18 protein-coding genes, 1 tRNA gene and 4 pseudogenes are annotated in these 26,238 nt (G+C 64.1%); 14 read left to right on the top strand and 9 right to left on the bottom strand.

Features of this window, described 5'->3' with window-relative positions; all coding sequences use genetic code 11:
- The first annotated feature begins 79 nt into the window (after nt 1–79).
- The 3 genes from U5A82_RS09745 (at nt 80) to mmsB (ending at nt 3,408) form a co-directional block, all read left to right on the top strand.
- Nucleotides 80–1,219: an acyl-CoA dehydrogenase family protein gene (locus U5A82_RS09745; protein WP_326290470.1), complete on the top strand. Its 1,140-nt coding sequence runs from the start codon at nt 80–82 to the stop codon at nt 1,217–1,219.
- A 90-nt stretch (nt 1,220–1,309) separates the two neighbouring features.
- Nucleotides 1,310–2,398 carry an enoyl-CoA hydratase/isomerase family protein gene (locus U5A82_RS09740; RefSeq protein WP_326290468.1) on the top strand — a complete coding sequence of 363 codons (1,089 nt, stop codon included), beginning with the start codon at nt 1,310–1,312 and terminating at the stop codon, nt 2,396–2,398.
- Nucleotides 2,399–2,523: 125 nt separating this feature from the next.
- Nucleotides 2,524–3,408: a 3-hydroxyisobutyrate dehydrogenase gene (gene mmsB / locus U5A82_RS09735; RefSeq protein ID WP_326290466.1), complete on the top strand. Its 885-nt coding sequence runs from the start codon at nt 2,524–2,526 to the stop codon at nt 3,406–3,408.
- Between the two features lie 89 nt (nt 3,409–3,497).
- Here mmsB and U5A82_RS09730 read toward each other — a convergent pair whose 3' ends face one another.
- The 5 genes from U5A82_RS09730 to folE all read right to left on the bottom strand — a co-directional run bounded on the left by U5A82_RS09730 (nt 3,498) and on the right by folE (nt 9,616).
- Nucleotides 3,498–4,727: a dipeptidase gene (locus U5A82_RS09730; RefSeq protein ID WP_326290465.1), complete on the bottom strand. Its 1,230-nt coding sequence runs from the start codon at nt 4,725–4,727 to the stop codon at nt 3,498–3,500.
- Entirely contained in the window at nt 4,727–7,141 is a 2,415-nt protein-coding gene (locus U5A82_RS09725) for a TonB-dependent receptor (RefSeq protein WP_326290463.1), read from the bottom strand. The genes U5A82_RS09730 and U5A82_RS09725 overlap by 1 nt, the downstream gene beginning before the upstream one ends.
- A 169-nt stretch (nt 7,142–7,310) precedes the next feature.
- Nucleotides 7,311–8,090, bottom strand: a complete 780-nt coding sequence (locus tag U5A82_RS09720; protein ID WP_326290462.1) for an enoyl-CoA hydratase-related protein — start codon at nt 8,088–8,090, stop codon at nt 7,311–7,313.
- Nucleotides 8,091–8,174: 84 nt separating this feature from the next.
- On the bottom strand, nt 8,175–9,014 hold the full coding sequence (locus U5A82_RS09715; protein ID WP_326290461.1) for an SDR family oxidoreductase: 840 nt from the start codon (nt 9,012–9,014) through the stop codon (nt 8,175–8,177).
- The gene (gene folE / locus U5A82_RS09710) at nt 9,011–9,616 is read right to left on the bottom strand and encodes a GTP cyclohydrolase I FolE (protein WP_326290459.1); all 606 of its coding nucleotides are present in this window, start codon (nt 9,614–9,616) and stop codon (nt 9,011–9,013) included. The genes U5A82_RS09715 and folE overlap by 4 nt, the downstream gene beginning before the upstream one ends.
- Nucleotides 9,617–9,771: 155 nt before the next feature.
- On the opposite strand from folE, the pseudogene U5A82_RS09705 reads away from it, so the two are divergent.
- Nucleotides 9,772–10,370 (top strand): annotated as a pseudogene (locus tag U5A82_RS09705) (nucleotidyltransferase family protein).
- Here U5A82_RS09705 and U5A82_RS09700 read toward each other — a convergent pair.
- Nucleotides 10,371–12,040: pseudogene (locus tag U5A82_RS09700) on the bottom strand (MFS transporter). It lies immediately after the preceding pseudogene.
- 417 nt (nt 12,041–12,457) lie between these two features.
- Here U5A82_RS09700 and U5A82_RS09695 point away from each other — a divergent pair.
- From U5A82_RS09695 to pgl, 5 genes and pseudogenes are all read left to right on the top strand, one after another.
- Nucleotides 12,458–13,665: pseudogene (locus tag U5A82_RS09695) on the top strand (acetyl-CoA C-acetyltransferase).
- 106 nt (nt 13,666–13,771) lie between these two features.
- A pseudogene (locus tag U5A82_RS09690) lies at nt 13,772–15,948 on the top strand (3-hydroxyacyl-CoA dehydrogenase NAD-binding domain-containing protein).
- 93 nt (nt 15,949–16,041) lie between these two features.
- Nucleotides 16,042–17,055 carry a UDP-glucose 4-epimerase GalE gene (gene galE / locus U5A82_RS09685; RefSeq protein ID WP_326290457.1) on the top strand — a complete coding sequence of 338 codons (1,014 nt, stop codon included), beginning with the start codon at nt 16,042–16,044 and terminating at the stop codon, nt 17,053–17,055.
- The gene (locus U5A82_RS09680) at nt 17,052–17,528 is read left to right on the top strand and encodes a YbaK/EbsC family protein (protein ID WP_326290455.1); all 477 of its coding nucleotides are present in this window, start codon (nt 17,052–17,054) and stop codon (nt 17,526–17,528) included. Before galE ends, U5A82_RS09680 begins: the two co-directional genes overlap by 4 nt.
- 16 nt (nt 17,529–17,544) lie before the next feature.
- The gene (gene pgl / locus U5A82_RS09675; protein ID WP_326290453.1) at nt 17,545–18,237 is read left to right on the top strand and encodes a 6-phosphogluconolactonase; all 693 of its coding nucleotides are present in this window, start codon (nt 17,545–17,547) and stop codon (nt 18,235–18,237) included.
- A gap of 16 nt (nt 18,238–18,253) precedes the next feature.
- On the opposite strand, the gene U5A82_RS09670 is transcribed toward pgl, so the two are convergent.
- On the bottom strand, nt 18,254–18,517 hold the full coding sequence (locus U5A82_RS09670; RefSeq protein WP_326290451.1) for a hypothetical protein: 264 nt from the start codon (nt 18,515–18,517) through the stop codon (nt 18,254–18,256).
- Between the two features lie 290 nt (nt 18,518–18,807).
- On the opposite strand from U5A82_RS09670, the gene U5A82_RS09665 reads away from it, so the two are divergent.
- Nucleotides 18,808–19,944 (top strand): pyridoxal phosphate-dependent aminotransferase, encoded by a 1,137-nt coding sequence (locus tag U5A82_RS09665; RefSeq protein ID WP_326290449.1) that lies wholly within the window; start codon nt 18,808–18,810, stop codon nt 19,942–19,944.
- Nucleotides 19,945–20,062: 118 nt separating this feature from the next.
- On the opposite strand, the gene U5A82_RS09660 is transcribed toward U5A82_RS09665, so the two are convergent.
- Nucleotides 20,063–20,147, bottom strand: a tRNA-Leu gene (locus U5A82_RS09660).
- Nucleotides 20,148–20,337: 190 nt separating this feature from the next.
- Between U5A82_RS09660 and U5A82_RS09655 the strand changes: the two genes are divergently transcribed.
- Nucleotides 20,338–20,718 carry a MerC domain-containing protein gene (locus U5A82_RS09655; RefSeq protein ID WP_326290447.1) on the top strand — a complete coding sequence of 127 codons (381 nt, stop codon included), beginning with the start codon at nt 20,338–20,340 and terminating at the stop codon, nt 20,716–20,718.
- 25 nt (nt 20,719–20,743) lie between these two features.
- Here U5A82_RS09655 and U5A82_RS09650 read toward each other — a convergent pair whose 3' ends face one another.
- Nucleotides 20,744–21,565 (bottom strand): alpha/beta fold hydrolase, encoded by an 822-nt coding sequence (locus U5A82_RS09650; RefSeq protein WP_326290445.1) that lies wholly within the window; start codon nt 21,563–21,565, stop codon nt 20,744–20,746.
- A gap of 253 nt (nt 21,566–21,818) precedes the next feature.
- Between U5A82_RS09650 and zwf the strand changes: the two genes are divergently transcribed.
- The 3 genes from zwf to glk all read left to right on the top strand — a co-directional run bounded on the left by zwf (nt 21,819) and on the right by glk (nt 26,192).
- On the top strand, nt 21,819–23,294 hold the full coding sequence (gene zwf / locus U5A82_RS09645) for a glucose-6-phosphate dehydrogenase (protein ID WP_326290443.1): 1,476 nt from the start codon (nt 21,819–21,821) through the stop codon (nt 23,292–23,294).
- Nucleotides 23,287–25,113 (top strand): phosphogluconate dehydratase, encoded by a 1,827-nt coding sequence (edd, locus tag U5A82_RS09640; RefSeq protein ID WP_326290441.1) that lies wholly within the window; start codon nt 23,287–23,289, stop codon nt 25,111–25,113. Before zwf ends, edd begins: the two co-directional genes overlap by 8 nt.
- A 104-nt stretch (nt 25,114–25,217) precedes the next feature.
- The gene (gene glk, locus U5A82_RS09635; protein WP_326290440.1) at nt 25,218–26,192 is read left to right on the top strand and encodes a glucokinase; all 975 of its coding nucleotides are present in this window, start codon (nt 25,218–25,220) and stop codon (nt 26,190–26,192) included.
- The last annotated feature ends 46 nt before the right edge of the window (nt 26,193–26,238 follow it).

Below are 26,238 nucleotides of genomic sequence, written 5' to 3'. Positions count from 1 at the left end.
TTGCTGGCAATAACGCAACATTGCTACAAGGCCACCCACAAGCGATCATGCCATGCACAGGGCGTGACGGAAGGAGAGCATGAGCCAGTTCGACCTGACCGAGGACCAGCGCGCGATCCAGGAGATGGCGCAGCGCTTCACCGCCGATGCGATTACCCCGCATGCGGCGGAATGGGACGAAAAGCATATCTTCCCCCGCAACACGATCCGCGCGGCGGCGGACCTCGGCTTTGGCGGCATCTATGTGTCGGAGGAATCGGGCGGCATCGGCCTTGGTCGGCTGGAAGCCGCGCTCATCATGGAGGCGATGGCCTATGGCTGTCCCTCCACCAGCGCCTTCATATCCATCCATAATATGGGCGCCTGGATGATCGACCGTTTCGGATCGCAGACGGTGAAGGACAGATATCTCCCCGACTTGGTGCCGATGACGCGCATGGCCAGCTATTGCCTGACCGAAGCGGGCGCGGGGTCGGACGCTGCCGCGCTCAAGACGAAGGCGGTCCGCGACGGCGATCATTATGTCGTGACCGGCTCCAAACAGTTCATATCCGGCGGCGGCGAGAATGAAGTCTATGTCGTCATGGTCCGCACGGGAGAGGATGGCCCGAAAGGCATTAGTTGCCTCGTCATCGAAAAGGACATGCCCGGCGTCAGCTTCGGCGCGCAGGAGCGCAAGCTTGGCTGGCACAGCCAACCCACCGCGCAGGTGAATTTCGATGCCGTCCGCGTACCTGTAGACAATCTCGTCGGCGCGGAGGGTGAAGGCTTCCGCATCGCGATGACGGGGCTGGACGGCGGCCGTCTCAACATCGGGGCCTGCTCGCTGGGCGGCGCGCAGCGCTGTATCGATGAAAGCGTCCGTTATACGAAGGATCGCAAGCAGTTCGGCCAATCGATCGCCGATTTCCAGAATACGCAATTTACCCTGGCCGACATGCAGACCGAATTGGAGGCTGCCCGCACATTGCTCTACGCCGCCGCCGTCAAGGTAACCGACAATGCGCCGGACAAGACGCGCTTCGCCGCGATGGCAAAACGCTTCGCCACCGACACCGGATCGTCCGTGGTCGATCGTGCGCTGCAACTCCATGGCGGCTATGGCTATCTGATGGACTATCCGATCGAACGCTTCTGGCGCGACCTGCGCGTCCATTCCATCCTGGAAGGCACCAACCAGGTCATGCGCATGATCGTGGCGCGGGATATGTTGCGTTAGTCATGCCTGTCTTCTCTACCAACGTTCGGTTCGAGCCTGTCGAGAACCCGGCGCTGGGTTCTCGACAGGCTCGAACCGAACGGAATTGAAATGACCGACCAAGTCCTGACCTTCATCGACCGCACTATCGGCCGCATCCGCCTGAACCGGCCCAGGGCGATCCACGCCCTCACGCCGGACATGTGCCTAGCCATCAACGACGCGCTGCTGGCCTGGCGCGAGGATGACGCCGTCGTCGCGGTCATGATCGACCACTTCCCCGACCCGGACGGCGATCCCAAACTCTCCCGCGGCTTTTGCGCAGGGGGCGACATCGCCCTGATCGCCAACAGCGCCAAGACAGACTGTGTCGAAGCCGAACGCTTCTTCGCCCTCGAATATCGGATGAACCATCTGCTGTTCGTCTATCCCAAGCCGATCGTCGCCTTCATCGACGGCATCGTCATGGGCGGCGGCGTCGGCCTCTCCCTGCCCGCCCGTTTCCGCGTCGCGACCGAACGCACGACCTTCGCCATGCCCGAAACCGGTATCGGCCTGTTCCCCGACGTGGGCGGCGGCTGGTTCCTGCCCCGCCTACCCGGCCGGGTCGGCGCCTGGCTGGCGGCGACAGGCGCGCGGATCGACGGCGCGGATTGCGTCGCGGTGGGCATCGCCACCCACTATATCGCCTCCAACAAGCTGGACGCGATCAAGGCGCGCATCCTGGCCGACCCGCTGGGGCTGGACGAGATATTGGCGGAAAATGACGAACCACCGCCCCCCTCCAAACTGGAAGAGGCGCGCCCCGACATCGATCGCCTGTTCGCGTCGGACAAGGCCGAGCAGATCGTCGCCGCGCTGCGCGCCGATGGCGGCGAATGGGCCACCAAGCAATTGTCCGTCCTCGCCACCAAATCGCCCCAGACGATCAAGGTAGCCCTGCGCCAACTGGTCGAGGGTGCGGGCAAGGCCGACTTTGCGGACAATATGGCGATGGAATTCGCCCTTGCCTGCGCGGTCATCCGCCGCCCCGATTTCGTGGAGGGCGTGCGCGCCGTGATCTTCGACAAGGACGGCGCGCCGCGCTGGAATCCACCGACGCTGGAGCAGGTCGATGATGCGACGATCGACGCCATCTTCGCACCGCTGCCGCCGGAGAAGCGATGGACCCCACTGCCGGACCTTATAGACGCAGGCTGATCCTGTCCTATCGCGGCGGCAGGCGCTAAATTCAGGGCGCCTCCTTTCCGATAGGATCAGGCCCACGTAACATAATGTCAAAATCAGCGGGAAATGTGCGAAGTTAAGCGGGAGAGGATAGGATAATGAGCCAAACGATCGCCTTCATCGGCCTTGGTAATATGGGTGGGGGCATGGCCGCCAACCTGCTGAAGAACGGCTATGCCGTCCGCGCCTTCGACTTGGCCGAAGAGGCGCTGGCGAAGGCGCAGGGCCATGGCGCCATCCGCGCCACCAGCGCCGCCGACGCCGCCTCTGGCGCCGATGCCGTCGTAACGATGCTGCCTGCGGGCAAGCATGTCGAAAGCGTCTATAGCGACCAGATATTCGGCGCGGCCACGCCCGGCGCGCTGTTTCTCGACTGCTCCACCATCGATGTCGCCACTGCCCGCCGCGTGAGCGATGCCGCGACGGCGCAAGGATTTGAGATGGTCGACGCGCCCGTTTCCGGCGGCATCGCGGCGGCCAATGGCGGCACCCTCACCTTCATGGTCGGCGGCGCGGACGCGGCTTTCGCGAAGGCCAGGCCGATCCTGTCCGCCATGGGCAAGGCGGTGATCCATGCCGGGGGCGCGGGCAATGGGCAGGCGGCCAAGATCTGCAACAATATGCTGCTGGGCGCTACGATGGTCGCGACCTGCGAAAGCTTCGCCATGGCCCGCAAACTCGGCCTCGATCCCCAGACCTTCTACGATATCAGCAGCGTATCGTCGGGCCAGAGCTGGTCGACGACCAGCTATTGCCCCGTGCCCGGCGTCGGCCCGCAATCGCCGTCCGACAATGGCTATCAGGGTGGTTTCGCCGTCGGCCTGATGCTCAAGGATTTGAAGCTGGCGACCGAAGCCGCCGCGCTGGTCGGCGCATCGGTGCCCATGGGCAATACCGCCGAAGCGCTCTACCAGATGCTCGCCAACCAGGGAGAAGCCGGGCGCGACTTCTCCCTGATGATCGAGATGCTGGAGGGGAAGTAGCGCCTGTACCATGTGGTTCCCCGGCTCAGGCCGGGGTCCAGTTCAGGCCCTGAAACTGGCCCCCGGCCTGCGCCGGGGAACAGCCCCTCTCACTTCCCCTTCGCCGCCTCATTGGCCGCCAGCACGCGCAGCAGGTTGCCGGACCAGATTTTCTGGATATCGGTTTCGCTATAGCCTGCCTTCAACAGCGCGGCGGTGATCTTGGGCAGGTCGACCACATCCTCCAGGCCGACCACCCCACCGCCACCGTCCCAGTCCGCGCCGATACCGACATGGTCCGGTCCCACGACCTTCAACGCATGCAGCATATGCGCCAGGAAATCGTCGAAGGTCGGCCGGTCGGTGTCGGGATAGAGCTTGTCGATCTCCTGCCGCTTGGCCAGCAGTTCGGCGCGCTTCTCTGCCGACATCTTGGCGTCCTCGCGCATCTGCCCGTACAGCGCCATCAATGCCTTCTGCCGCTCCGGATTGGGCTTGGACGCACGCAGATAGGTGCCATAGGCGTTCATCTGGATCACCCCACCCTTGGCCGCCAAGGCCTTGAGATGATCGTCGTCGATATTGCGCGGATGATCGTAGACCGCCTTGCAGCCCGAATGGGTCAGCAGGATCGGCGTGGTCGACAGCGCCAGCAGATCGTCCAGCACCTGATCGCTGCTGTGCGACGCATCCGGCACGATGCCCAGCCGGTTCATCTCCTTGAGCAGTTCCTTGCCCAGCGGGCTGAGGCCCCCATAGCGCGGCTTCTTCGACGGATCGGTGGAACTGTCGGCAAACTGGTTATGCGCGAAATGGGCAAAGCCCGACACCCGCACGCCCATGTCGTAGAAGGTCTTGATGAGCGACACGTCCTCGCCCAGCGGATAGGCGTTTTCGATCGACATATAGACGACCCGCTTGCCCGCCGCCGCGATCGGTGCGGCGTCCTTGGCTTCCAGCGCCAGCGCGAAATTGGCCGGGTCCGCCGCCACCATCGACCGGATCGACATGCCGCGCAGCAGGGCGAAGTCGCGCGCCTTGCGGAACCCCTCGATCGTAAGCGGCCCCTGACCCGTATAGATGGCCCAGAACCCGCCATCCAGGCCGCCCTTCTTCATGCGGGGCAGGTCGACCTGGGTATAGTCGCTATGGACGCCATGTTCCTCATCGATCGACCAGCCGGGCAGGTCGAGCGACGCGGGCGTATCGAGATGGCTGTCCAGCGTCAGCAGACGCTGGTGCAGTTGATAATCCTTCTTGGACACCACCGGCGCTTCCGCCTGCGCCGCCAGCGGCAGCAGTGCGGCCAGCGCCGCACCCATCATCCATGCCGCCCGCATCAGATTTCACCCGAGATGGTGAACTGGAAGGTGCGTGGGCTGAGCGGACGGAAATTGCCGTCACCCGTTACCGTCGGCGAGATGAAAGACAGCGTGTCCTTGTCGAAGATATTATCGACGTTGAACCGCGCCTTCACGCCCTTGACCGGGCCCAGGGTGATGCCGTCGCCGATATCGACATAGGCGCTGAACACGGTGAAGCCCGGCACGCTGGAACCAGCAGCGTTGGTGAAGGTTGACCAGCGCTTACTAGTATATCTTCCGGAGATATTGGCGACCAGCCATGTCGCCGGTTCGACGGTCACGCCGCCGCTGACGATCCACTTCGCGCTGTCGGGAATAAACTTGTCGGCGATCAGGATCGGCGTCGACGCAGCTATGTTATCCTTGAACTTGGCGTTGTTGTAAGTGACATTCAAATTACCATAGCCCAGCCCGTTCAGGAACGACGGTTTGTATGTGCCGGCAAATTCCACGCCATAGGATCGCACCCGACCCACATTCTGGAAGAAGGTTTCGGTCGATGCGCCGCCGCCTGGGACGAAGCTGGTGATTGACTGGATACGATTCTGGAATTTGGTGTAGAATGCCGCCAGCGAAGCATAGACCTGTCCCTGATTGGTGCGGATGCCCAGTTCCATATTCTTCGATCGTTCGGGCGCAGGCTGCGGCACCAGCCTGCCGCCCGGGCGGATGACAGAGAAGATGTCATCCATCCCCTTGGGCAACGCCATATTTTCGGCGTAGGATGCGAACATCTGGGTCCTGCCATCAAACTTGTAGAGCAGCCCCGCCATCGGCAGGAACATATCCCGGTAATGGGCGGTGTTTGACTGCGGACCATAGCCTGCAATCCCTGTCGTGGCGGTCCCGGTGCCGGTCGTGCGATAATAGTCGTCGAAATCGCGATAGCCACGATAGGCGTAATCCATCAGGAGCCCCTTGAACCCAAGGTCGAGCACCAGCCGATCTTCAGCCAGCTTGAGCGTGTCTTTCAGGAATACCTGAAGCGTATCACGCTTCGACCGATAGTCGCGGCGCAGATAGACCAGTTCGTCCAGATTTGGTGCGCCATCGGGCGCGCCATCCAGCGTGTTATAGCGAGCCTGGGTACGATGATATTTATCTACTTCGGCCCACACGCCGGTTTCGACCGTGTTAAAGCCCATTTCCCAATGCAGTTTGGTGGTGATGCCATAGCGATCGCCGCCCACCTCTGACAGGCCATATTGCACGCCCTTCGGCGCGAAAACCGGAAGGCCTGCGTCAGCCTGATAGCGGTAGCGTAAAAAGCTGTTGAGCAGCGGCCCGGTAGTCCCGCGCGTCGTGCTGCCATAAGCGTCGGGCGATACGCCGTAGCCATCCTTGTCTTCCCAATATAAGGTCGACTCTGCCCACACGCCATCGGCAATCCCGGCATGGAAAGTGGCGCCGTACAGCTTGTCCTTACGCACGTTGATGGCCAGATTATACACGGCGGTATATGCGCTGTTCGAATAATAGATGCCCGGCGCGGTCGGCCCAAATCCGGCGGTCGTATTAGGCACATTTTCGATATAGGCAAAATCACGACCGCACTGGCCCAGCGCGTTTCTGACCGTACAATTATATTGGCCCCGTGAGATAGTAGGCGAATCATAGTCGAAAAAGTCGTTAGACACGAATTTCAACCGTGCCCAACTGTCGCTGCCAAGGTCGACATGGACCTGACCTTCCCAATGTTCGCGATCTACCGTTCCGGGCCCGCGCCAAAGGTCAGAATTTAACTTGGTGCGGCTGACATAGGCGCGGAACGGGCCGACCTGGCCGGTGCTGGCGCGGATGAAGGTGCGCTTCATGTCGAAATCGCCGAAGCTCTGCGACACGAACAGGCCCATCTCTTCCTGCGGCTTGATGCTGTTATACTGCACCACCGGACCCAGCGTCGAATAGCTGGGCAGGCCGACATCGCCCGCGCCCACGGCCGCTTCGACCACGCCCAGATTTTCATTGTCGACGTAACGGAACACCGGGCTGCCGCCGAAAGCGTCGCTGCGCCCGGTCGGGATGCCGTCGACCACGAAGCCGATCTGGTCCAGGTTGAAGGCGCGGGTCTGGACGCTGTTGCCGAATTCATAGAGGCCCAGCGCGCCATCGGTCTGCACGTTGAAGCCGGGCAACTGCTCCAGCATCTTGAGGCCCGAAATGCCCGACGGCGCGGACAGCAGCGCTTCGCGCGTCACCGCGACGACATTGCTGACCTTATCCTCACCGATCGCCTCGGCCGACTGCGAAATACGACGGCCGGTGACGGTGATGCTACTGCTGTCATCACTCTCCGCCGCATCCTGCGCATGCGCCGCACTCAGCGCCCCGGCGGCGCACGCGATCAGCAGCGCCGCGCGAGAGGAAAGACGGATCGAGGTAACGGACATGCGGAACTCCCTGTTTCACGACGCGACGGCAAAGAGGTCGCGCAAAGCTGCGCGCCTCTCCGCCGTCGTTTCTGCGTTTTCTTGTGAAACGAAAGTGCCGGGGAACTCCGCCACGAACCAATGAGAATTTATCAGCCCGCCGCGAGATTATCAAACCGTCGTGACAGGCTTAACGCCCCTTCCACACACCGGGCCGCTTTTCCACGAAGGCGGTCATGCCTTCCTTTTTGTCTTCCGTCGCGGTCAGGATCTGGAACAGCCGACGTTCGGTCAAAAGGCCCTGCGCCAGCCCGGTTTCGAAGGCGATGTTGACCATTTCCTTGTTCACCATCGCGGCCATCGGCGGCTGCGCCGCAATCGTCGCGGCGGTCTTGAGCGCGTCGTCCAGCAGGTCGGCGGCAGGCACGACGCGGCTTACCAGACCCGACCGCTCGGCTTCGGCCGCGTCCATCATCCGGCCGGTCAGGCACAATTCCATCGCCTTCGCCTTCCCCACCGCGCGGGTCAAGCGCTGCGACCCGCCCATGCCCGGCGCGACGCCCAGCTTGATTTCGGGCTGCCCGAATTTCGCCGTATCGCCCGCAATGATGAAGTCCGCCATCATCGCCAATTCGCATCCGCCGCCCAGCGCGAAGCCCTGCACCGCCGCGATCCACGGTTTGCGGGTCGCGACGACCCCGGTCTGCCAGCCGGAAAAGAAATCCTGCAAGAAGAAATCGGCGGCGTCCTTCTCCACCATCTCCTTGATGTCGGCGCCCGCTGCGAACGCCTTTTCACCGCTGCCGGTCAGCACCGCGCAGCGCTGTGTCGGGTCTGCGTCATAGGCACCGAAGGCGGCGCTCAGATCCTTCAGGACATGGCTGTTAAGCGCGTTCAAGGCCTGCGGCCGATTGAGCGTGATCAGCGTCACCGCATCGCGCTGTTCGACAAGGATCGTTTCATAGGTCATCGCCATCTCCTTATGTATTTGGGACCGCTTTATGGGCATGGGCGGCCCTGCGCCAGCCCCCAGGCGCCCGCATTTGCGCCGATCCTATCGGCACAGATGCATGAAATCCCGGTCATAGCTTTTGAGGTGCGCGCCGCCATCGACATAGAGCGTCTGCCCGGTCACCGCGCTCGCCTCCACCAGATAGAGGACCGCCTGCGCGATCTGCTCCGCCTGCGGCAGGCGGGCGAGCGGCATCAGCTCGGCCAGCCGCTCCATCTGCGCTTCGTCATAATCCGGCGTCGCGATGGTCAGCCCCGGCGCGACGGCATTGACCCGCACCTTGGGCGCCAGGCTGGCGGCGCTGGTGCGCGTCAGTCCGGCCAGCGCCAGCTTCGACAGGGTATAGGCCAGCTGGTCGCCATGGGGATGATCGATGCGCTGATCCAGGATGTTGACGATGCACCGATCCCCCACGCCTGCAGGTATGGTGGCGAACGCTTTCGTCAACAGGGTCGGCGCGGCGCAATTGACGGCATAGTGGCGCATGAGGTCTTCGGCCGTGACCGTGTCGAGCCGATCCTGGCCGAACATCGCCGCGCTGTTGATCAATATGTCGGGCGGGCGGCCGAAGCGCTCCGCCACCCGCGCCACCAGTTCCTCCGCCCCTTCGGGATCGGCGAAATCGACGACGAAGCCGTCCCATTCCGTGCCCTCCTCCTCGAAGGTCAGCGCCAGATGGGAATCGAGCCGCGTGTCGTGGCTGCCATGGATGGCGAGCGAATGGCCCGCCTTTGCCAGCGCGGAGGCGATGATGCCGCCCAGCCGCCGATGCCCGCCCGTAACGAGCGCCAGCCGCTTGGCCGCCATCGGCGCGCCGACCGGTTCGGCCTCTCCGCGCGCCTTGCCCAGCGGGCGATAGGCAGGTTCCGTCTCTTCACTCATGAAGCGATGAGCTTCAACACTTCCTCCCGCGACTTTTCACTGTCGCGGAATACGCCCAGCATGCGGCTGGTCTTCATGATGACATTGGGGGTCCGCACACCGCGCCCGGTCATGCAGCCATGGGTCGCTTCGATCACGACGGCCACGCCCTGGGGTTTCAGATGCTCCCAGATGCAGTTGGCGACTTCGGACGTCAGCCGCTCCTGCACCTGCAACCGGTTGGCATAGGCGTGCAGCACGCGGGCAAGCTTCGATATGCCCACGACATAGTCGCCGGGCAGATAGGCGATATGCGCCTTCCCCACGATGGGCGCCATATGATGTTCGCAATGCGACTGGAACGGAATATCCTTCAACAGGACGACATCGTCATAGCCGCCCACTTCATGGAAGATGCGCGAAAGATGATAGGCCGGATCGTCGGCATAGCCGCGGCAATATTCGCGCCAGGCGCGCGCCACCCGTTCGGGCGTTTCCATGAGGCCTTCGCGTTCGGGCTGATCGCCCGACCAGCGGATCAGGGTGCGGATCGCATCGCTGACTTCGGCCGGAACCGGCGCCTTGCCTTCGCCGACAGTCTCCGCTTCGAGTTCACAGGCCATGAACGGGCATCTCCTTATGCTGTTGGGCCTGCATATGGCGGCTAGGGTGCGCGATAGCCAGTCCCTTTCGGATCGCTGGACACAAGATCGCCATGGTGGCAAATCGGGGCATAATCGGGATCGCCACGACATCATGCCTTTGTTCTTGAACTTCCATGCGTACTGAAAGAATTGCCGCCGTCCTGCTGGCGGCCGGAACCTCCTCCCGCTTCGGCGAGGCCGACAAGCTGATGGCCAATCTGCGCGGAAAGCCGGTGGCGGCGCATGTGCTGGAGACGGTGGCGTCGATGGCCTTTGCCGAGTTGATCGCGGTCGTGCGCCCGATCGCCTATGCGCCGGTCATCCATCGCAAGCTCGACCGGCGCGGCTATACGATCATCGTCAACGACCGGCCCGAAGACGGGATGGCGGGCAGCATCGTGCGCGCGGTCGAGCATGTCATGCCCAACAACCGCATCCGCGGCATATTGATCTGCCTGGCCGACATGCCGGACGTGCCGCAGACCCATTATAACCGCATCTGCCTGGCCGCAGAGGATATACGATCGGTCGTCGCGTCGACCGACGGCTTCTCCTCCTCTCCCCCGCCTTCATCGGGCGCAAGCATTTCCCCGAATTGCTGGAGTTGAAAGGCGATCAGGGCGCCCGCGCGCTGCTGAGCCATGGTATCCAGATCGAGACGATGGGGAATATCCTGCACGACATCGACACGCCCGAAGACCTGCCCGACCTGCGTCCGGTCGCGCCGCGATAATCAGCTCGACCGGGTGGGATCGGTCATCGGATCGCTGATCTCGCGCGCGTCGGGCGCACGGCTGATCGGCAGCGATCCGGTCTGCCGTTCCAGCATGCGGTGGACCACCGGGAGGTCAGGCCCGGCATGCAGCGCGCGGATCGCTTCGCTATTGTCGACATCGGCCACGGTGCGCCGCTGATTGTGGCGGACATAGTCGAGCCAGGTCGAGACATGATAGCGCTCCACCCAGAGTTCCGGATCGCCCAGGTCGCGCATCAGCGACCAGCCATGCGCCCCGTCGCGCCGCCGGATGCGCCGCCGCTCGCTCATCGCGGTCAGGAACGGGACGACCGATCCTGCAGGAATGCGATATTCGATGGTGACGACCACGGGACCGCTGCGCGGCTCCACCGGCACGGCGGTGTCGGGTTCGCGCCAGCTATTCTGCAGGTCCAGATTATCCTCGCCGATCTGGGGCAAGGGGCGCAGCAGGCCCAGCAGCGCAGCGACGACCTGGACAGCGGCCGAGGCGTACAGCGCCTCGACCACGCCATGATGTTCGGCCAGCCAGCCGAACAGCCAGGCCCCGATCGCCATGCCGCCGAACGCCATCATCTGATAGAGCGACACCGCCCGCGCCACGACCCAGCGCGGCGCGGACATCTGAACCGACACGTTGAAGGTGGACAGCGCCGTCACCCAGCCCATGCCCGCCAGCAGATAGCCCAGCAACGCCAGCGCCAGCCAGTGGGCGACCCCGGTGATCGCCGTACCCAGCGCCAGGATCAGCGCCGCCGATCGCACCATCGTTTCGACCGAGAAGCGCGCGCGCAGGCGGCGGGTCGACAGGGCGGCCAGCACCGCGCCGATGCCGAACGCGCCGCTCGTCATGCCGAAGGTCAGCGCGCCGCCGCCCAGCAGGTCGCGGGCGACCAAGGGCATCAGCGCGGACACCGCACTGGCGCCCACACCAAAGACCGCGGCGCGCAGCAGCACCAGCCGGATATTGGGCGACATGGCGACATAGTTCAGCCCGGCCTGCATCGCGACGCCCAGCCGCTCACGCGGCAACAGCTTGGGCGGCAGATTGGGCCGCCAGCGGAACAGCACCGTCAGCAGCGCGATATAGCTGAGCGCGTTGGTCAGGAACGCCGCCGCCGCGCCCGCGACCGCGACGATCACGCCGCCCAGCGCCGGGCCGACGCTGCGCGCCAGGTTGAAGCCCATGCTGTTCATCGCGACCGCGCTGGGCAGGATGGCGCGCGGCACCATGTCGCCGACCGACGCCTGCCAGGCGGGGCCATTGATCGCGGTCGCGCATCCGATCAGGAAAGTGAAGCCCAGCAACAGCCAGGGCGTCAAAAGCCCGGCCCAAGCGCTGGCCGCCAGCAGGGTCGACACCAGCAGCATCGACGCCTGGCAGGCGATCATCACCTTGCGCCGCTCCAGATTGTCGGCGACCGCGCCCGCCCAGAGCGACAGGAGCATGATCGGCAGCGTGGTTGCCGCCGGGACCAGCGCGATCAGGAGGGGGACGCCGACAGCGACGTCATCATCCAGGCCGCGCCGACCGACTGGATCAGCCCGCCGAAGTTGGACGCGAGGCTGGCGGTCCAGATCGCGCGGAAGATGGGGATGGAGAGCGGCGACGGGAGCGGTTGAGTTGGGTCTGGCGGCGCACTGTCCATGCGAGGGGATATAGGCAACTATGTCAGGTGCGCAACGCTGGATGCGGTGGCATGACCGCAGCACGGTCGCCCGGCAGTCGGCCGACACGCGCAAAGGCGACGGGAGGTGGCCGTGACCCAGGATACACAGCGGACGACCATGTCGATGCGACACGGCATCCGGGACGGACGACAATTCCGTGCTTCGCCGCAGCCTATGCCGATGCGCATCACCATGAAATGGCTTGGGGATTCGCGCGATACGCACGGAAAATGCGACAGCGAGTTGGACAGTTGAATCGAAAATTTCAAACTGCCCCTACGGCATGCTGGCGGCACCGCGAACAGGATAATAGACACTTGCACTTTACGTAAACGTAAATACATTCGGGGCCAGATCCGAAGCGCCGGAACGGCCCCCACGGAGAGGGAATGAACATGGAAGCCTATATCTACGATGCCGTCAGGACGCCCCGTGGCCGGGGCAAGGCCGACGGGTCGCTGCACGACATCCCCCCATACAGCTGGCGACGCAGGTGCTGGAAGCCGTGCGCGACCGCAACCGGATCGACACGGCGGACGTGGACGACGTCATCCTGGGCTGCGTCAGCCCGGTCGGCGAACAGGGCGCGGACATCGCCCGCGTCGCGGTGCTGAACGCCGATTATGCGCAGACCGTGCCGGGCGTGCAGATCAACCGTTTCTGCGCTTCTGGCCTCGAAGCCGTCAACATGGCGGCGGCCAAGGTCTATTCGGGCGAGGCGATGTTCGCGATCGGCGGTGGCGTCGAATCGATGAGCCGCGTGCCGATGGCGTCGGACGGCGGCGCATGGGCGATGGACCCGGCGGTCGCCTACAAGACCTATTTTGCGCCGCAGGGCATCGGCGCGGACGTCATCGCCACCAAGTTCGGCATCAGCCGCGACGATGCGGACGCCTATGCCGTGGAAAGCCAGAAGCGCGCCAAGCAGGCCTGGGACGAGGGGCGCTTCGCCAAGTCGATCGTGCCGGTGAAGGACGTGATCGGCCAGGTGGTGCTGGACCATGACGAACATATGCGCCCCGATGCCACGATGCAGTCGCTGGGCGCGTTGAAGCCCAGCTTCACGGCGCTGGGCGAAGACATGCCGGGCTTCGACACGGTGGCGCTGCTGCGCTATCCCGAACTGGAGAAGGTCAACCATGTCCACCATGCCGGCAACAGCAGCGGCATCGTCGATGGCGCGGCGGCCGTGCTGGTCGGCAACAAGAATATGGGCGACAAATATGGGCTGAAGCCCCGCGCCCGCATCCGCGCCATGGCCTCGATCGGGTCGGAGCCTCTGATTATGCTGACCGGGCCGGAGTTCGTCGCGGGCAAGCTGCTGTCGCGGGCCGGTATGACCACCGCTGACATCGACCTGTGGGAACTCAACGAAGCCTTCGCGTCGGTCGTGCTGCGCTACATGCAGGCGATGGACCTCGACCATAGCAAGATCAACGTCAATGGCGGCGCGATCGCCATGGGCCACCCGCTGGGCGCGACCGGGGCGATGGTGCTGGGCACCGCGCTGGACGAACTGGAACGATCGGGCAAGGGCACGGCGCTCATCAACCTGTGCGTGGGCGCGGGCATGGGCACCGGCATCATCATCGAGCGTATCTGATCCCCCCATTTCCCGTTCGGGCTGAGCCTGTCGAAGCCCCTTCCTTCTGCAAAGAAAGAGAAGCCCTTCGACAGGCTCAGGGCGAACGGAGAGTAAAGGCAAAGCCATGAAAACCATCAACTTCGATATCGACGCCGACGGCATCGCCACCCTGACGATCGACGTGCCGGACCAGTCGATGAACGTCATCGGCCCGGATTTCCTGGCGAACCTGGACGCCGCGATCACGCGCATCGCGTCGGAGGACGCCATCAAAGGCGCGGTCATCGCGTCGGGCAAGGCCAGCGGCTTCATGGCGGGCATGGACCTCAAATATTTCGGGTCTATGCTGGCAACGGGCGACGGAGAGCGCCCCGCCCCCGCCGCGATCTTCGACAAGCTGTTCGTGCTGAACGCGCTGTTCCGTCGCCTGGAAACCAGCGGCAAGCCGGTCGCCTGTGCGATCGAGGGCACTTGCGTGGGGGGCGGGTTCGAACTGGCGCTGGCCTGCCATCGCCGCTTCGTGGGCGACAGCCCCAAGACGCAGCTGGGCCTGCCGGAAATTCTGGTCGGCCTGTTCCCCGGCGGTGGCGGGTCGCAGCGCCTGCCGCGCATCATGGGCGTGCAGGCGTCGCTGATGTATATGCTCCAGGGCAAGCTGTTCCGCCCGGCGGAAGCCGCGATGCTGAAGGTTGTGGATGCAGTCGTGCCGCAGGGTACGGCGGTCGAAGCCGCGCGCGAATGGGTGAAGGCCAACCCGAACGCCAATACCCAACCCTGGGACGTGAAGGGCTTCAAGGTGCCCGGCGGCGCTGGCGGCTTCAACCCCGGCTTCGTCCAGACCATGGCGGGCGCGCTGCCGATGACGCTGAAACAGACGCAGCGGAACATGAATGCGCCGATCGCCTTGCTGTCGGCCGTCTATGAAGGCATCACCCTGCCGATGGACCGGGCAATCCGGATCGAGAGCAAATATTTCGCCAAGGTCGCCGCCGACCCGCAGGCGTCCAACATGATCCGCACCCTGTTCGTCAACAAGCAAGCCGCCGAACGCGGCGCGCGCCGACCCAAGGACCAGCCCAAGGCACCGACCAAGAAGCTCGCCATGCTCGGCGCGGGCATGATGGGTGCGGGCATCGCCACCGTCGCAGCGCAGGCGGGGATCGAGGTCATGCTGTTCGACCGCGACCTGGCCTATGCGCAAAAGGGCAAGGCGCATGTCGAGGCGGTGCTGACCAAGCGATTGGGCAAGGGCATGACGCCCGAGAAGCTGGCCGAAACGCTGGCTCGCGTGACGCCCACGACCGACTATGCCGACCTGGCCGGGGCCGACTTCGTGATCGAGGCGGTGTTCGAGGATGTGAGCATCAAGGCGGAAGTCACGAAAAAGGTTGAGGAAGTGCTGGGCGCGGACACCATATTCGGGTCCAATACCTCCACCCTGCCGATCACCACGCTGGCGCAGGCCTGGACGAAGCCCGAAAATTTCATCGGCGTCCATTTCTTCTCACCCGTCGAAAAAATGCCGCTGGTGGAAATCATCCTGGGCGAAAAGACCGGACCGGCCGCCATCGCCAAGGCGCTGGATTTCGTCGCGCAGATCAAGAAGACGCCGATCGTCGTGCATGACAGCCGCGGCTTCTACACTTCGCGCAGCTTCGGCACCTATGTGCAGGAGGGCGCCGAACTGGTTGGCGAGGGCGTCAATCCCGCGCTGATCGAAAATGCCGGCAAGCAGTTGGGCATGCCGACCGGCCCGCTCGCCGTCAGCGACGAGGTGTCGATCGAACTGGGCGTCAAGATCATGACGGCGGCCAAGAAGGAACTGGGCGACGCCTATGTCCCGCAGGGTTCGGACGACATCATGGTGAAGATGGTCGAAGCGGGCCGCCTGGGCCGCAAGAACGGCAAGGGCTGGTACGACTATCCCGAGGGCGGGAAGAAGTATCTTGCGCCTGTCCTGGGCGACCTCTTCCCCGCGCCGAACGCCAGCCCGATGTGGATGCGGTGAAGGAGCGGCTGCTCTATCGCCAGTTGATCGAATGCGCGCGCTGTTTCGAGGAAGGCGTGCTGGAAACGCCCGAAGATGGCGATATCGGCGCGATCTTCGGCTGGGGCTTTGCGCCCTATACCGGTGGGCCGTTCAGCCATATGGACACGGTCGGCATCGCCCATGTCGTCGCCACGCTCGACCGTTTGGCGGCGGCGCACGGCCCACGCTTTACCCCGACGCAGCAATTGCGGGACATGGCGGCCAGCGGCGCGACCTTCTATCGGCCGGTCGCCGATCGCATAGCGGCATGAGCTGTGCCCCGGCGAAGGCCGGGGAACAGCCTCTATAAATCGCAACGACACTCGGCTAGGTCTTCCCGAACATTTCGGGGAGACCTTTTTCTTATGAGCAAGCCAACGGTATTGGTCACGGGCGGTGCGGGCTATATCGGCAGCCATGCCGTGCTGGCGCTGAAGGACGCCGGTTATGGCGTGGTGGTGATCGACAATCTGGTCACAGGCTTCGACTGGGCCGTGCCGCAGGACGTGCCGCTGGTGCGCGGCGACATCGCCGACCAGCCACTGGTGGAAGCGACCCTGCGCGACCATGGCGTGAAGGCTATCATGCATTTCGCAGGCTCGGTCGTCGTCCCCGAGTCAGTCGATAACCCCTTGAAATATTATCACAACAATAGCGCCAAGACCCGCGACCTGATCGAAAGCGCGGTGCGCGTCGGCGTGCCGCATTTCATCTTTTCCTCGACCGCCGCGACCTATGGCATACCCGATGAAAGCCCGGTCCGGGAAACGACGGCGCAGCGGCCGATCAATCCCTATGGCATGTCGAAGCTGATGACCGAATATATGCTGCGCGACGTGGCGGCGGCGCATCCGATGAATTTCTGCGCGCTGCGCTACTTCAACGTCGCGGGCGCGGACCCGCAGGGCCGCACCGGCCAGTCGACGGCAGGCGCGACCCACCTGATCAAGGTCGCGGTGGAAGCGGCGCTGGGCAAGCGGGAGAGCGTCGGCGTGTTCGGCACCGATTTCGATACGCCCGACGGCACCGGCGTACGCGATTATATCCATGTCAGCGATCTGGCCGCCGCGCATGTCCTGGCGCTGGAAGGGCTGATGGCGAAGCCGGAGCAGAATTATCTGCTCAATTGCGGCTATGGCCGGGGCTTTTCCGTGCTGGAGGTGCTGGACGCCGTCGATCGGGTGACGAACAGGACGATCGATCGCCGCCTGCAAGGCCGCCGCGCGGGCGACCCGGATTCGCTGATTTCCGACAATCGCGCGATCATGGCCGAATTTCCGTGGCAGCCGCGCTATGCCGATCTGGAGCAGATCGTCACCCATGCGCTGGCCTGGGAACGCAAGCTGAGCGAGATACAGGGCGAAATCCCCGCCGCATGAGCGAGGCCAGCGTCCGCGCTTTCCTGGCCGAACATGCGCCCGATCTGGCGATCATCGACCAAGGCGTCAGCACCGCGACGGTGATCGAGGCCGCCGTCGCACTGGGCGTGGAACCGGCGCGGATCGCCAAGACATTGTCGTTGCGCATCGGCGACACGGTCGTGCTGGTCTGCGCACGCGGCGACGCGCGCCTCAACAATGGCAAGGCGAAGGCCGCGCTGGGCGGCAAACCGCGCATGCTGGCTAGCCATGAGGTGGAGGCGATCACCGGCCATCCGGTGGGTGGCGTCTGCCCATTTGGCTTGGCCGCGCCCCTACCCGTCTATTGCGACATGTCGTTGCGCGCATTCACGACCGTCTTTCCGGCGGCGGGATCGCGCACGACATCGGTCGAACTGACGCCCGATCGGCTGGCGGACTTGACCGGCGCGCAATGGATCGACATCTGCACGTTAGCTGATAGCGGGGGCTGATAGCGGGGATTGATCCATGCCGACCGAACATCTTTTCGCCACCGGGGCGCAGGCCGCCGCCGACATCGCCGCGCGCATCGCCGCCATCCTGTCGGACGCGATTCGCGCGCGCGGGGTTGCGACCATCGCGCTATCGGGCGGACGGTCGCCCCGGCCGGTGCTGGAGACGCTGGCTGAGGTCGATCTCGACTGGAGCAAGGTCGTCGTCACGCTGGTGGACGAACGCTGGGTCGATCCCGCAAGCGCCGACAGCAACGAACGGCTGGTGCGCGAGAGTTTGTTGCAGGGCGCGGCGGCGCAGGCGCGCTTCGTGCCGATGAAGAATGATGCAGCCGATGCCTATGCGGGCCAGGCGGCGGCCGAGGCGATCTTCGCCGACCTGCCCTGGCCGCTGGACATCATATTGCTGGGCATGGGCGACGATGGGCATACGGCCTCGCTGTTCCCGGAAGGCGCGGAACTGGCTGAGGGGCTGGCGACCAAAGCACTGACCATCGCGGCGACCCCGCCCGTCGCGCCGCATCAGCGCCTGTCGCTGACCGCGCATGCGATCCTGCAGAGCCGCCACATCTTTTTGCAGATCGGCGGCGCCGCCAAGAAGGCGGTCTATGACCGGGCATTGGCAGGCGGCGCGGTGGAGGACCTGCCGATCCGATTGGCGCTGTTGCAGCAGGACGTGCCGGTCGAGATATGGATCGCGGAGGCGTGAGCCTTTGCACCACGCGTCAGTCCTTCACCTCATGCTTGGAGATCAGGTAGCGCCACACGCCGACCGCATTAATCAGCAGCAGCGCGATATTCTGCCAGCCAATCCCCTCGCTATCCTTTTCCAAAAAGCCCCAGCCGATCAGCGCGATAGATGAGGTCACGAACAGGACGAATGCCCATCCGGTTATGCGACGGCCCAGGTTGAGGGATACGACCAGGGCGGCGATCGTCGCTGCGCCCGCACCATAATATTGCAAAGCGGTAAGCAGCGTCATGTCCATGTGAAGCGAACGCCGGGGCCATCGACATGGTTGCCCCCGCATCGAATCATACCAGAATGGGATGATGCTGATCCATGAGGGAGTTCCCGGCGCAGGCCGGCGTCCAGTTCTGAGCGCGGGACTGGACCCCGGGCCTACGCCGGGGAACAACGGGCTATAGGTTCCTATCAATGCAACTTGATATCAGTTGCTCAAACTGCACCGGATAGTCCGCCCCCTGTTTTGGACTTTCACGACGCCCGAGGCATCCGATGATTTCATCTGACAGGAAATCGCTCTAGGCACGGCGCATGATCGCCGACATATCCCCCTTCCACGCCATCGCCATCAGCCGCGAAGCCCATGCCCTCGAAGCGCAGGGGCGATCGATCCTGCATATGGAGTTCGGCCAGCCATCCACGGGCGCGCCCGCAAACGCCATCGCGGTGGCGCATCAGGTGCTGGACACCGAAGCGATGGGCTATTGGGAAAGCACGCCGCTGAAAGAGCGGATCGCGCGCCATTATCACGCACGGCATGGGGTGGATGTCGATCCCGAGCAGATCCTGCTGACATGCGGCGCGTCGCCCGGCCTGGTGCTGGCGCTGACCAGCCTGTTCGCGCCGGGCGCGCGGGTGGCGACGGCGCGGCCGGGCTATGTCGCCTATCGCAACACCCTCAAGGCGCTCTATCTGGAACCGGTCGAGGTCGCCTGCGGCCCGGCCGAACGCTACCAGATCAGCGCAGACGCGCTGGCCGCGATCGATCCCGCGCCCGACGGCCTGATCCTCGCCAGCCCGGCCAATCCCACGGGCACGATCATCCCGGGGCAAGAACTGGCCCGTATCGCGCAGATATGCGCCGACCGGGGCATCCGCATCATCTCCGACGAAATCTACCATGGGCTGAGTTTTGGCGAACCGGCCCGATCGATGCTGGAATATGCGCCCGACGCGGTGATCGTGAACAGCTTTTCCAAATATTATTCCATGGCCGGATGGCGACTGGGCTGGATCGTGGTGCCGCCCGCGCTGATCGACGCGGCGCGGGCGCGGATGGGCAATCTGTTCCTGACCCCGCCGGTCCTGGCGCAGCGCGCAGGGCTGACCGCCTTCGACTGCACCGACGAACTGGAGGGGCATGTCGATAGCTATCGGCGCAACCGGCAGTTGCTGCTCGATGCCCTGCCCGCGCTGGGCCTCGCCAGCATCGCGCCGCCCGATGGCGCCTTCTATATCTATGCCGACATCAGCCACCTGACCAACGACAGTCTGCGCTTTTGCCAGAAGCTGCTGCGCGAAACCGGCGTCGCCACGGCGCCGGGCATCGATTTCGATCCGGTCGACGGCCATCGCTTCATCCGGTTCAGCTTCGCGGTATCGACCGACCGGGTCGAAGACGCGATCGCGCGGATGGTGCCGTGGTTCCAGGCGCAAGGCGGGCGGTGACGGATACGGTGATGGCCTGAACGGGAACGACAGGTACAGAGTGCAACTCTGGCCGGGCGCGATGATGGCGATATCGGTGAATCGCTCTCTTCAGGCCGTAAAACCGAAAGCCAAACCATGGTGCGGGCGGTCGGAATCGAACCGACACTCCTTGCGGAACCGGATTTTGAGTCCGGCGCGTCTACCAGTTTCACCACGCCCGCACGGCTGGTCGGGCCAGATGACAAAATCCGGCGCGGGCGTCCAGCCGAAAATTCATGGATGCGTCGAAAGTGCGTGCGCGATCCTTGACAGTCCGCCCACTCAAGCCCAAATCGCGACCAGTATGTTATGTTATAACATTGAACGGAATAGATCATGACTTCGTGTGAGGGCGCTCGGCAGGCGCAGCAAATGGTAGACAGCCGCAGCAAATGGCTGGACGGCTTCGCGCTGTGCGCATCGTCGCTGTGCATGTTGCATTGCCTGGGTTTGCCTCTGTTGTTCGCGCTGCTGCCCGCCATCGCCGGTCGCGTCGATCCGGGCGAGTCTTTTCATCTGATCATGCTGGCGCTGGCCGTGCCGACCAGCCTGTTCGCGCTTGTGCAAGGCTGGCGGCACCATCATGCCGCCAGCCTGCTTGTCATGGGCGTAGCAGGACTCGCCCTGATGACGATCGGCGCGCTGGCTACCAACAGCGCGGCCTGGGAAACGCTATGGACGCTCGCGGGCAGCCTGATGCTGGCGGGCGCGCATATTGCCAACTGGAAGCGGCGCATTCGCCTGCCCGCCTGATCGCGGACAGGCGCGCCGCCAAAGCTTAACCGCCCAAAAAGTCGATCAGGTCGGCGTTCAGCCGCTTCGGCGCGGTGGCGAACAGGCCATGGGGTTCGCCATCATATTCGATGAAGGTCGCGTGCGGGATGCCCGCTGCTGCGGCCCGTCCGGTCGGATCGATCGGCACGGTCTTGTCCGAGGTGCCATGGATGATAAGCGTAGGCACAGTGAAGGCGGCGAGGTCACCCCGAAAATCGGTTTGCCCAAACGCATCGACGCAATCGATCGTCGCCTTGGGACTGGCCATCACGCCCAGGATGAAGCTCCAGTCAAGCACGCCTTGGCTGACCGGTCTGCTGACCCAGCCGACCCCGTAGAATGTCTTGGCGAAGGTCTGGAGGAAGTCGAACCGGTCCTTGCGCACCTGGTCCTTCATGTCCTGCAACACGCCGATGTCGACGCCGTCGGGGTTAGTGTCGTCCTTCAGCACATAGGGCACGACCGAGGAGATCAGCGCCACGCGCGCGATCCGGGCCGCACCATGGCGGGAAAGGTAACGGGCGATTTCGCCGCCGCCCATGGAGAAGCCGACCAGCGACGCCTGTTGCAGGTCAAGCTCGTTCAGCACGTCGGCCAGGTCGTCGGCGAAAACGTCATAATCATAGCCGGTAGCGGGATGGCTGCTATGGCCGAAGCCGCGGCGGTCATAGGTGATGACGCGATAGCCCGCCTCCAACAGGGCCAGCGTCTGATATTCCCACATATCGCCGGTCAGCGGCCATCCATGGATGAGCACGACCGGCGGGCCGCTGCCCATATCCTTGACGTGCAGCGACGCGCCATCGCGGGTTGCGACGTGAGCCATCAGACATTCTCCTGATTTTTATGACTAGAAAATTCGTGCAGGGATGCGTCTCGCCGGGCGATCGCCCGTACGATGTATCCAAGGGTCCAACCGCATGACGCAGCGGGAAGTTCCCGCCGTTTTTCGCCGCTTGCACCTCATCCTGTTGCGACATGCGGGCTTTGGCGATAGCCTTCTTGCGTAACGATCCTCGCCCGCTATAAGGCGGCCTCGTGCAGACATAGACAATCTTCCAACGGAGAAGGACCATCCTTTGACCGAGCCGTCTGCTACGTTCCTGTTATTCGGCGCCACCGGTGATCTGGCGCGCAGGATGATCTTTCCTTCGCTCTACAACCTTCTGTCGGACGGGCTGCTGCCCGACGATTTCCTGATCGTCGCGTCCGGCCGATCGGAACTGGACGACGACGCGTTCCGCAAGGATGTGGACGCCGCGCTGCGCCAGTTTCTGGCCGCCGATCGTTATGATGCGGACGTCGCGGCGCGTTTCGTGGCGATGATCGGCTATCAGCCGGTCGATGCGGGCAATGCCGATCAGTTCGCGAAGCTAGCCGAGCGTATCGACGGGCGATTGGAACGGGGCCTGTCGGTCTATCTGTCCACCCCGCCGTCGCTGTTCGCGCCGACCGCGCAAGGGCTGGCCGATGCCGGGTTGATCGCGCCCAACACGCGGATCGCGATGGAAAAGCCGATCGGCAAGGATCTGGCGTCCTCCAAAACCGTCAATGACGGCATCGGCGCGCTGTTCGCCGAAGAACAGATTTTCCGCGTCGACCATTATCTAGGCAAGGAAACGGTCCAGAATCTGCTGGCGCTGCGCTTCGGCAACGTCATGTTCGAGCCGTTGTGGAACGCCACGGCGATCGACCATGTCCAGATCACTGTCGGCGAAACCGTAGGGCTGGAAGGCCGCGTATCCTATTATGACGGAGTCGGCGCGCTGCGCGACATGGTGCAGAACCATATGCTCCAGATCCTGTCGATCATCGCCATGGAGCCGCCTGCGCGCATGGACCCGACCGCCGTGCGCGACGAGAAGGTCAAGGCGTTGCGATCCTTGCGGCCGATGACCGCCGAAACCGTCAAGACCCACAGCGTGCGCGGCCAATATACGCCGGGCGCAGTCGGCGGCCATATCGTGACCGGCTATGCCGACGAACTGGGCCAGTCGTCCGACACCGAAACCTTTGTCGCATTGAAGGCGCATGTCGACAATTGGCGCTGGCAGGGCGTGCCCTTCTACCTGCGCACCGGCAAGCGGATGCCGACCCGCCAGTCGGAAATCAAGATCCGCTTCAAGCCGGTCCGCCATTCGATCTTCGGCCGCGACGGGCAGGCGTCGGGCGGAGGTTCGGGGCTGGAAGCCAATACGCTGGTCATCCGCCTGCAACCCGAAGAATATATCCGGCTGACGATCATGAGCAAAAGGCCGGGGCTGGAGCGGCAGGTGAAGCTGGACGAGGTGACGCTGGACGTGTCGCTGACCGCCGCCTTCGCCGGTCAGCGCCGCCGGATCGCCTATGAACGGCTGATCCTGGACCTGCTGGCGGGCGACCAGACCCTGTTCGTGCGCCGCGACGAGGTGGAAGCGCAATGGAGCTGGATCAATTCGATCATCGACGGATGGAAGGAGGCGAACATGAAGGTGTCGCCCTATTCATCCGGGAACTGGGGGCCGTCTTCGGCCATTGCCCTTATCGAACGAGACGGAGCCAGCTGGCATGACTGACCTGAATCCGGTGATCGCCAAGGTCACCGCCCGCATCGTGGAGCGCAGCGCGCTCACGCGCCTGAAATATCTCGACCTGATAGAACGGGGCCGCGATGCGGGCACCAACCGCGATCAGCTGTCTTGCGGCAACCTCGCCCATGGCTTTGCCGCGAGCGGCGAAGACAAGCCTGTCATCCGCACCGGGCGAGCGATGAATATCGGCATCATCACGTCTTATAACGACATGTTGTCGGCGCATCAGCCCTATGGTCGCTATCCCGAACAGATCAAGATCGCCGCGCGGGAAATCGGCGTGACGGCGCAGGTAGCGGGCGGTGTGCCCGCCATGTGCGACGGCGTGACGCAGGGGCAGTCGGGCATGGACCTGTCGCTCTTTTCCCGCGACACCATTGCGCTCTCGACCGCCGTGTCGCTCAGCCATGCGATGTTCGAGGGCGCGCTGCTGCTGGGCATTTGCGACAAGATCGTGCCCGGCCTGCTGATCGGCGCGCTGCGCTTCGGGCATCTGCCGACCATCCTGATCCCGGCCGGGCCGATGCCGTCGGGCCTGGCGAACAAGGAAAAGGTGCGCATCCGCCAGCTCTATGCGGAAGGGAAAGTGGGCCGCGACGAGCTGCTGGAATCCGAAAGCGCCAGCTATCATGGCGCGGGCACCTGCACCTTCTATGGCACCGCCAACTCCAACCAGATGATGATGGAGATGATGGGCCTGCACATGCCGGGTGCCGCCTTCGTCAATCCAGGCACGAAGCTGCGCAGCGAACTGACGCGCGCTGCGACGCATCGCATCGCCGACATCGGATGGGACGGCGACGACTATCGGCCTTTGGGCCATTGCGTCGATGAAAAGGCGATCGTCAACGCGATCATCGGGCTGATGGCGACCGGCGGGTCCACCAACCACGCCATCCACCTGCCCGCCATCGCGCGGGCGGCGGGCATCCATATCGACTGGACCGACTTTGCTGAGATTTCCGACGTGGTGCCATTGCTGGCGCGGGTTTATCCCAACGGGTCGGGCGACGTGAACCATTTCCACGCGGCGGGCGGCATGGCGGTCATCATCCGCGAACTGCTGGACGCAGGCCTGCTCCATCGCGACATCCTGACCGTCGCGCGAAAGGATCTGACCGATTATGGCACGGAGCCGATGCTGGAGAATGAGGCGCTGACATGGAAGGCCGTGCCCGCATCGCGCGACGAAACGATGCTGCGGCCCGCGTCCAACCCGTTCAGCGCCGATGGCGGCATGAAGCTGCTCCAGGGCAATCTGGGCCGGTGCGTCATGAAGGTGAGCGCGGTGGACCCCGAACGCTGGACGATCGAGGCCCCCGCCGCTGTCTTCCATACCCAGGACGATGTGCTGCGCGCGTTCAAGGCGGGCGAACTGGAGCGCGACGTCGTGGTCGTGGTCCGCTTCCAGGGGCCAAAGGCCAACGGCATGCCCGAACTGCACAAGCTGACTCCGGCGCTGGGCGTATTGCAGGATCGCGGCTTCAAGGTGGCGCTGCTGACCGACGGGCGCATGTCCGGCGCGAGCGGCAAGGTGCCCGCCGCCATCCACCTGTCGCCCGAAGCGCTGGGCGGCGGCCCGATCGGCAAACTGCGCGACGGCGATCTGGTGCGCGTCTGTGCGGAAACCGGCACGGTCGAAGCGCTGGTCGATGCCGCGACATGGGACGCGCGGGACATTCCCGCCGCCCCGCCCCCGCCCTACGACACCGGCCGCGAGCTGTTCGCGCTGTTCCGCCATCATAGCGACCTGGCCGAACAGGGCGCGTCGCCGATCCTGGCGGCGATGGAAAGCGAGCTTTAACAGCGGATATATTTCCGTTCGGGCTGAGCCTGTCGAAGCCCTTCTCTTGTTTGAAGAGAAGGACGGCCCTTCGACAGGCTCAGGGCGAACGGACGGAGAGTGACATGACCGACATCATCGCCGCCGACATCGGCGGAACCAACGCCCGTTTCGCCCGCGCATCGCTCGACGATCGGGGCGTGCCGACGCTCGGCACCGTGCGCAAATATAAGGTCGCCGACTATCCCAGCCTCCAGGCCTGCTGGTCCGCCTTCGCCGAAGACGAAAAGAAGCAGGGCGACGGCCCCTTGCCCGACGCCGCCTCCATCGCCTTCGCCACCGCGATCGGGCGCGAGGTCATCAAGCTGACCAACAGCAATTGGGTGATCCGCGCCGACACGCTGGCGCAGGATCTGGGCATGCGCACGGTCCGCCTCGTCAATGATTTCGAAGCGGTCGGCCATGCCGTATCGCGCTTGCCGGCCGAAAACCTGCCCCTCTTGTTCGGTGAGGACCGGCCGTTTCCGACCGATGGCGGCGTCACCATCCTGGGGCCGGGCACGGGCCTGGGCGTGGCGATGATCGCCTATGACCAGGGTCATCCCCATGTGATCGCGACCGAGGGCGGCCATCTGGACTTCGCCCCGCTCGATCCGACCGAGGAAAAAATCCTGTCCTACCTGCGCGACAAGTTCCTGCGCGTATCGACCGAGCGAATTGTGTCGGGGCCGGGCCTCAACTATATCTACAAGGCGCTGGCGACGATCGGCCATGACCGCGTCATGCTGATGGAAGACCCCGAATTGTGGCAGGCCGCGCTCGACGGCACCGACGCTTTCGCGCGCCGCGCGCTCGACCGCTTCTGCCTGTGCTACGGATCGGTCGCGGGCGACCTGGCGCTGGCCCATGGCCCGCATAGCGTCGTGCTGGCGGGTGGCCTGACTCAGCGGATGCGCGAATTTCTGGTGCAGAGCGGTTTCCATACCCGTTTCAAGGCCAAGGGCCGGTTCGAAAGCCTGATGGCCAGCGTCCCGATCCGCTGCGCCATCCACGACGAAATCGGCCTGTTCGGGGCCGCCGCCGCATTCAGGGAGAGGTGATCCGCCGGATCATCCGTCCGTAGGTTTTGGGTTTGCGCGTTTTCCA

Source organism: Sphingobium sp. CR2-8, assembly GCF_035818615.1.
Classification (GTDB): domain Bacteria; phylum Pseudomonadota; class Alphaproteobacteria; order Sphingomonadales; family Sphingomonadaceae; genus Sphingobium.
Note: the sequence above shows the minus strand (reverse complement) of the source record. Positions and strands in the feature narration are given on the sequence as shown.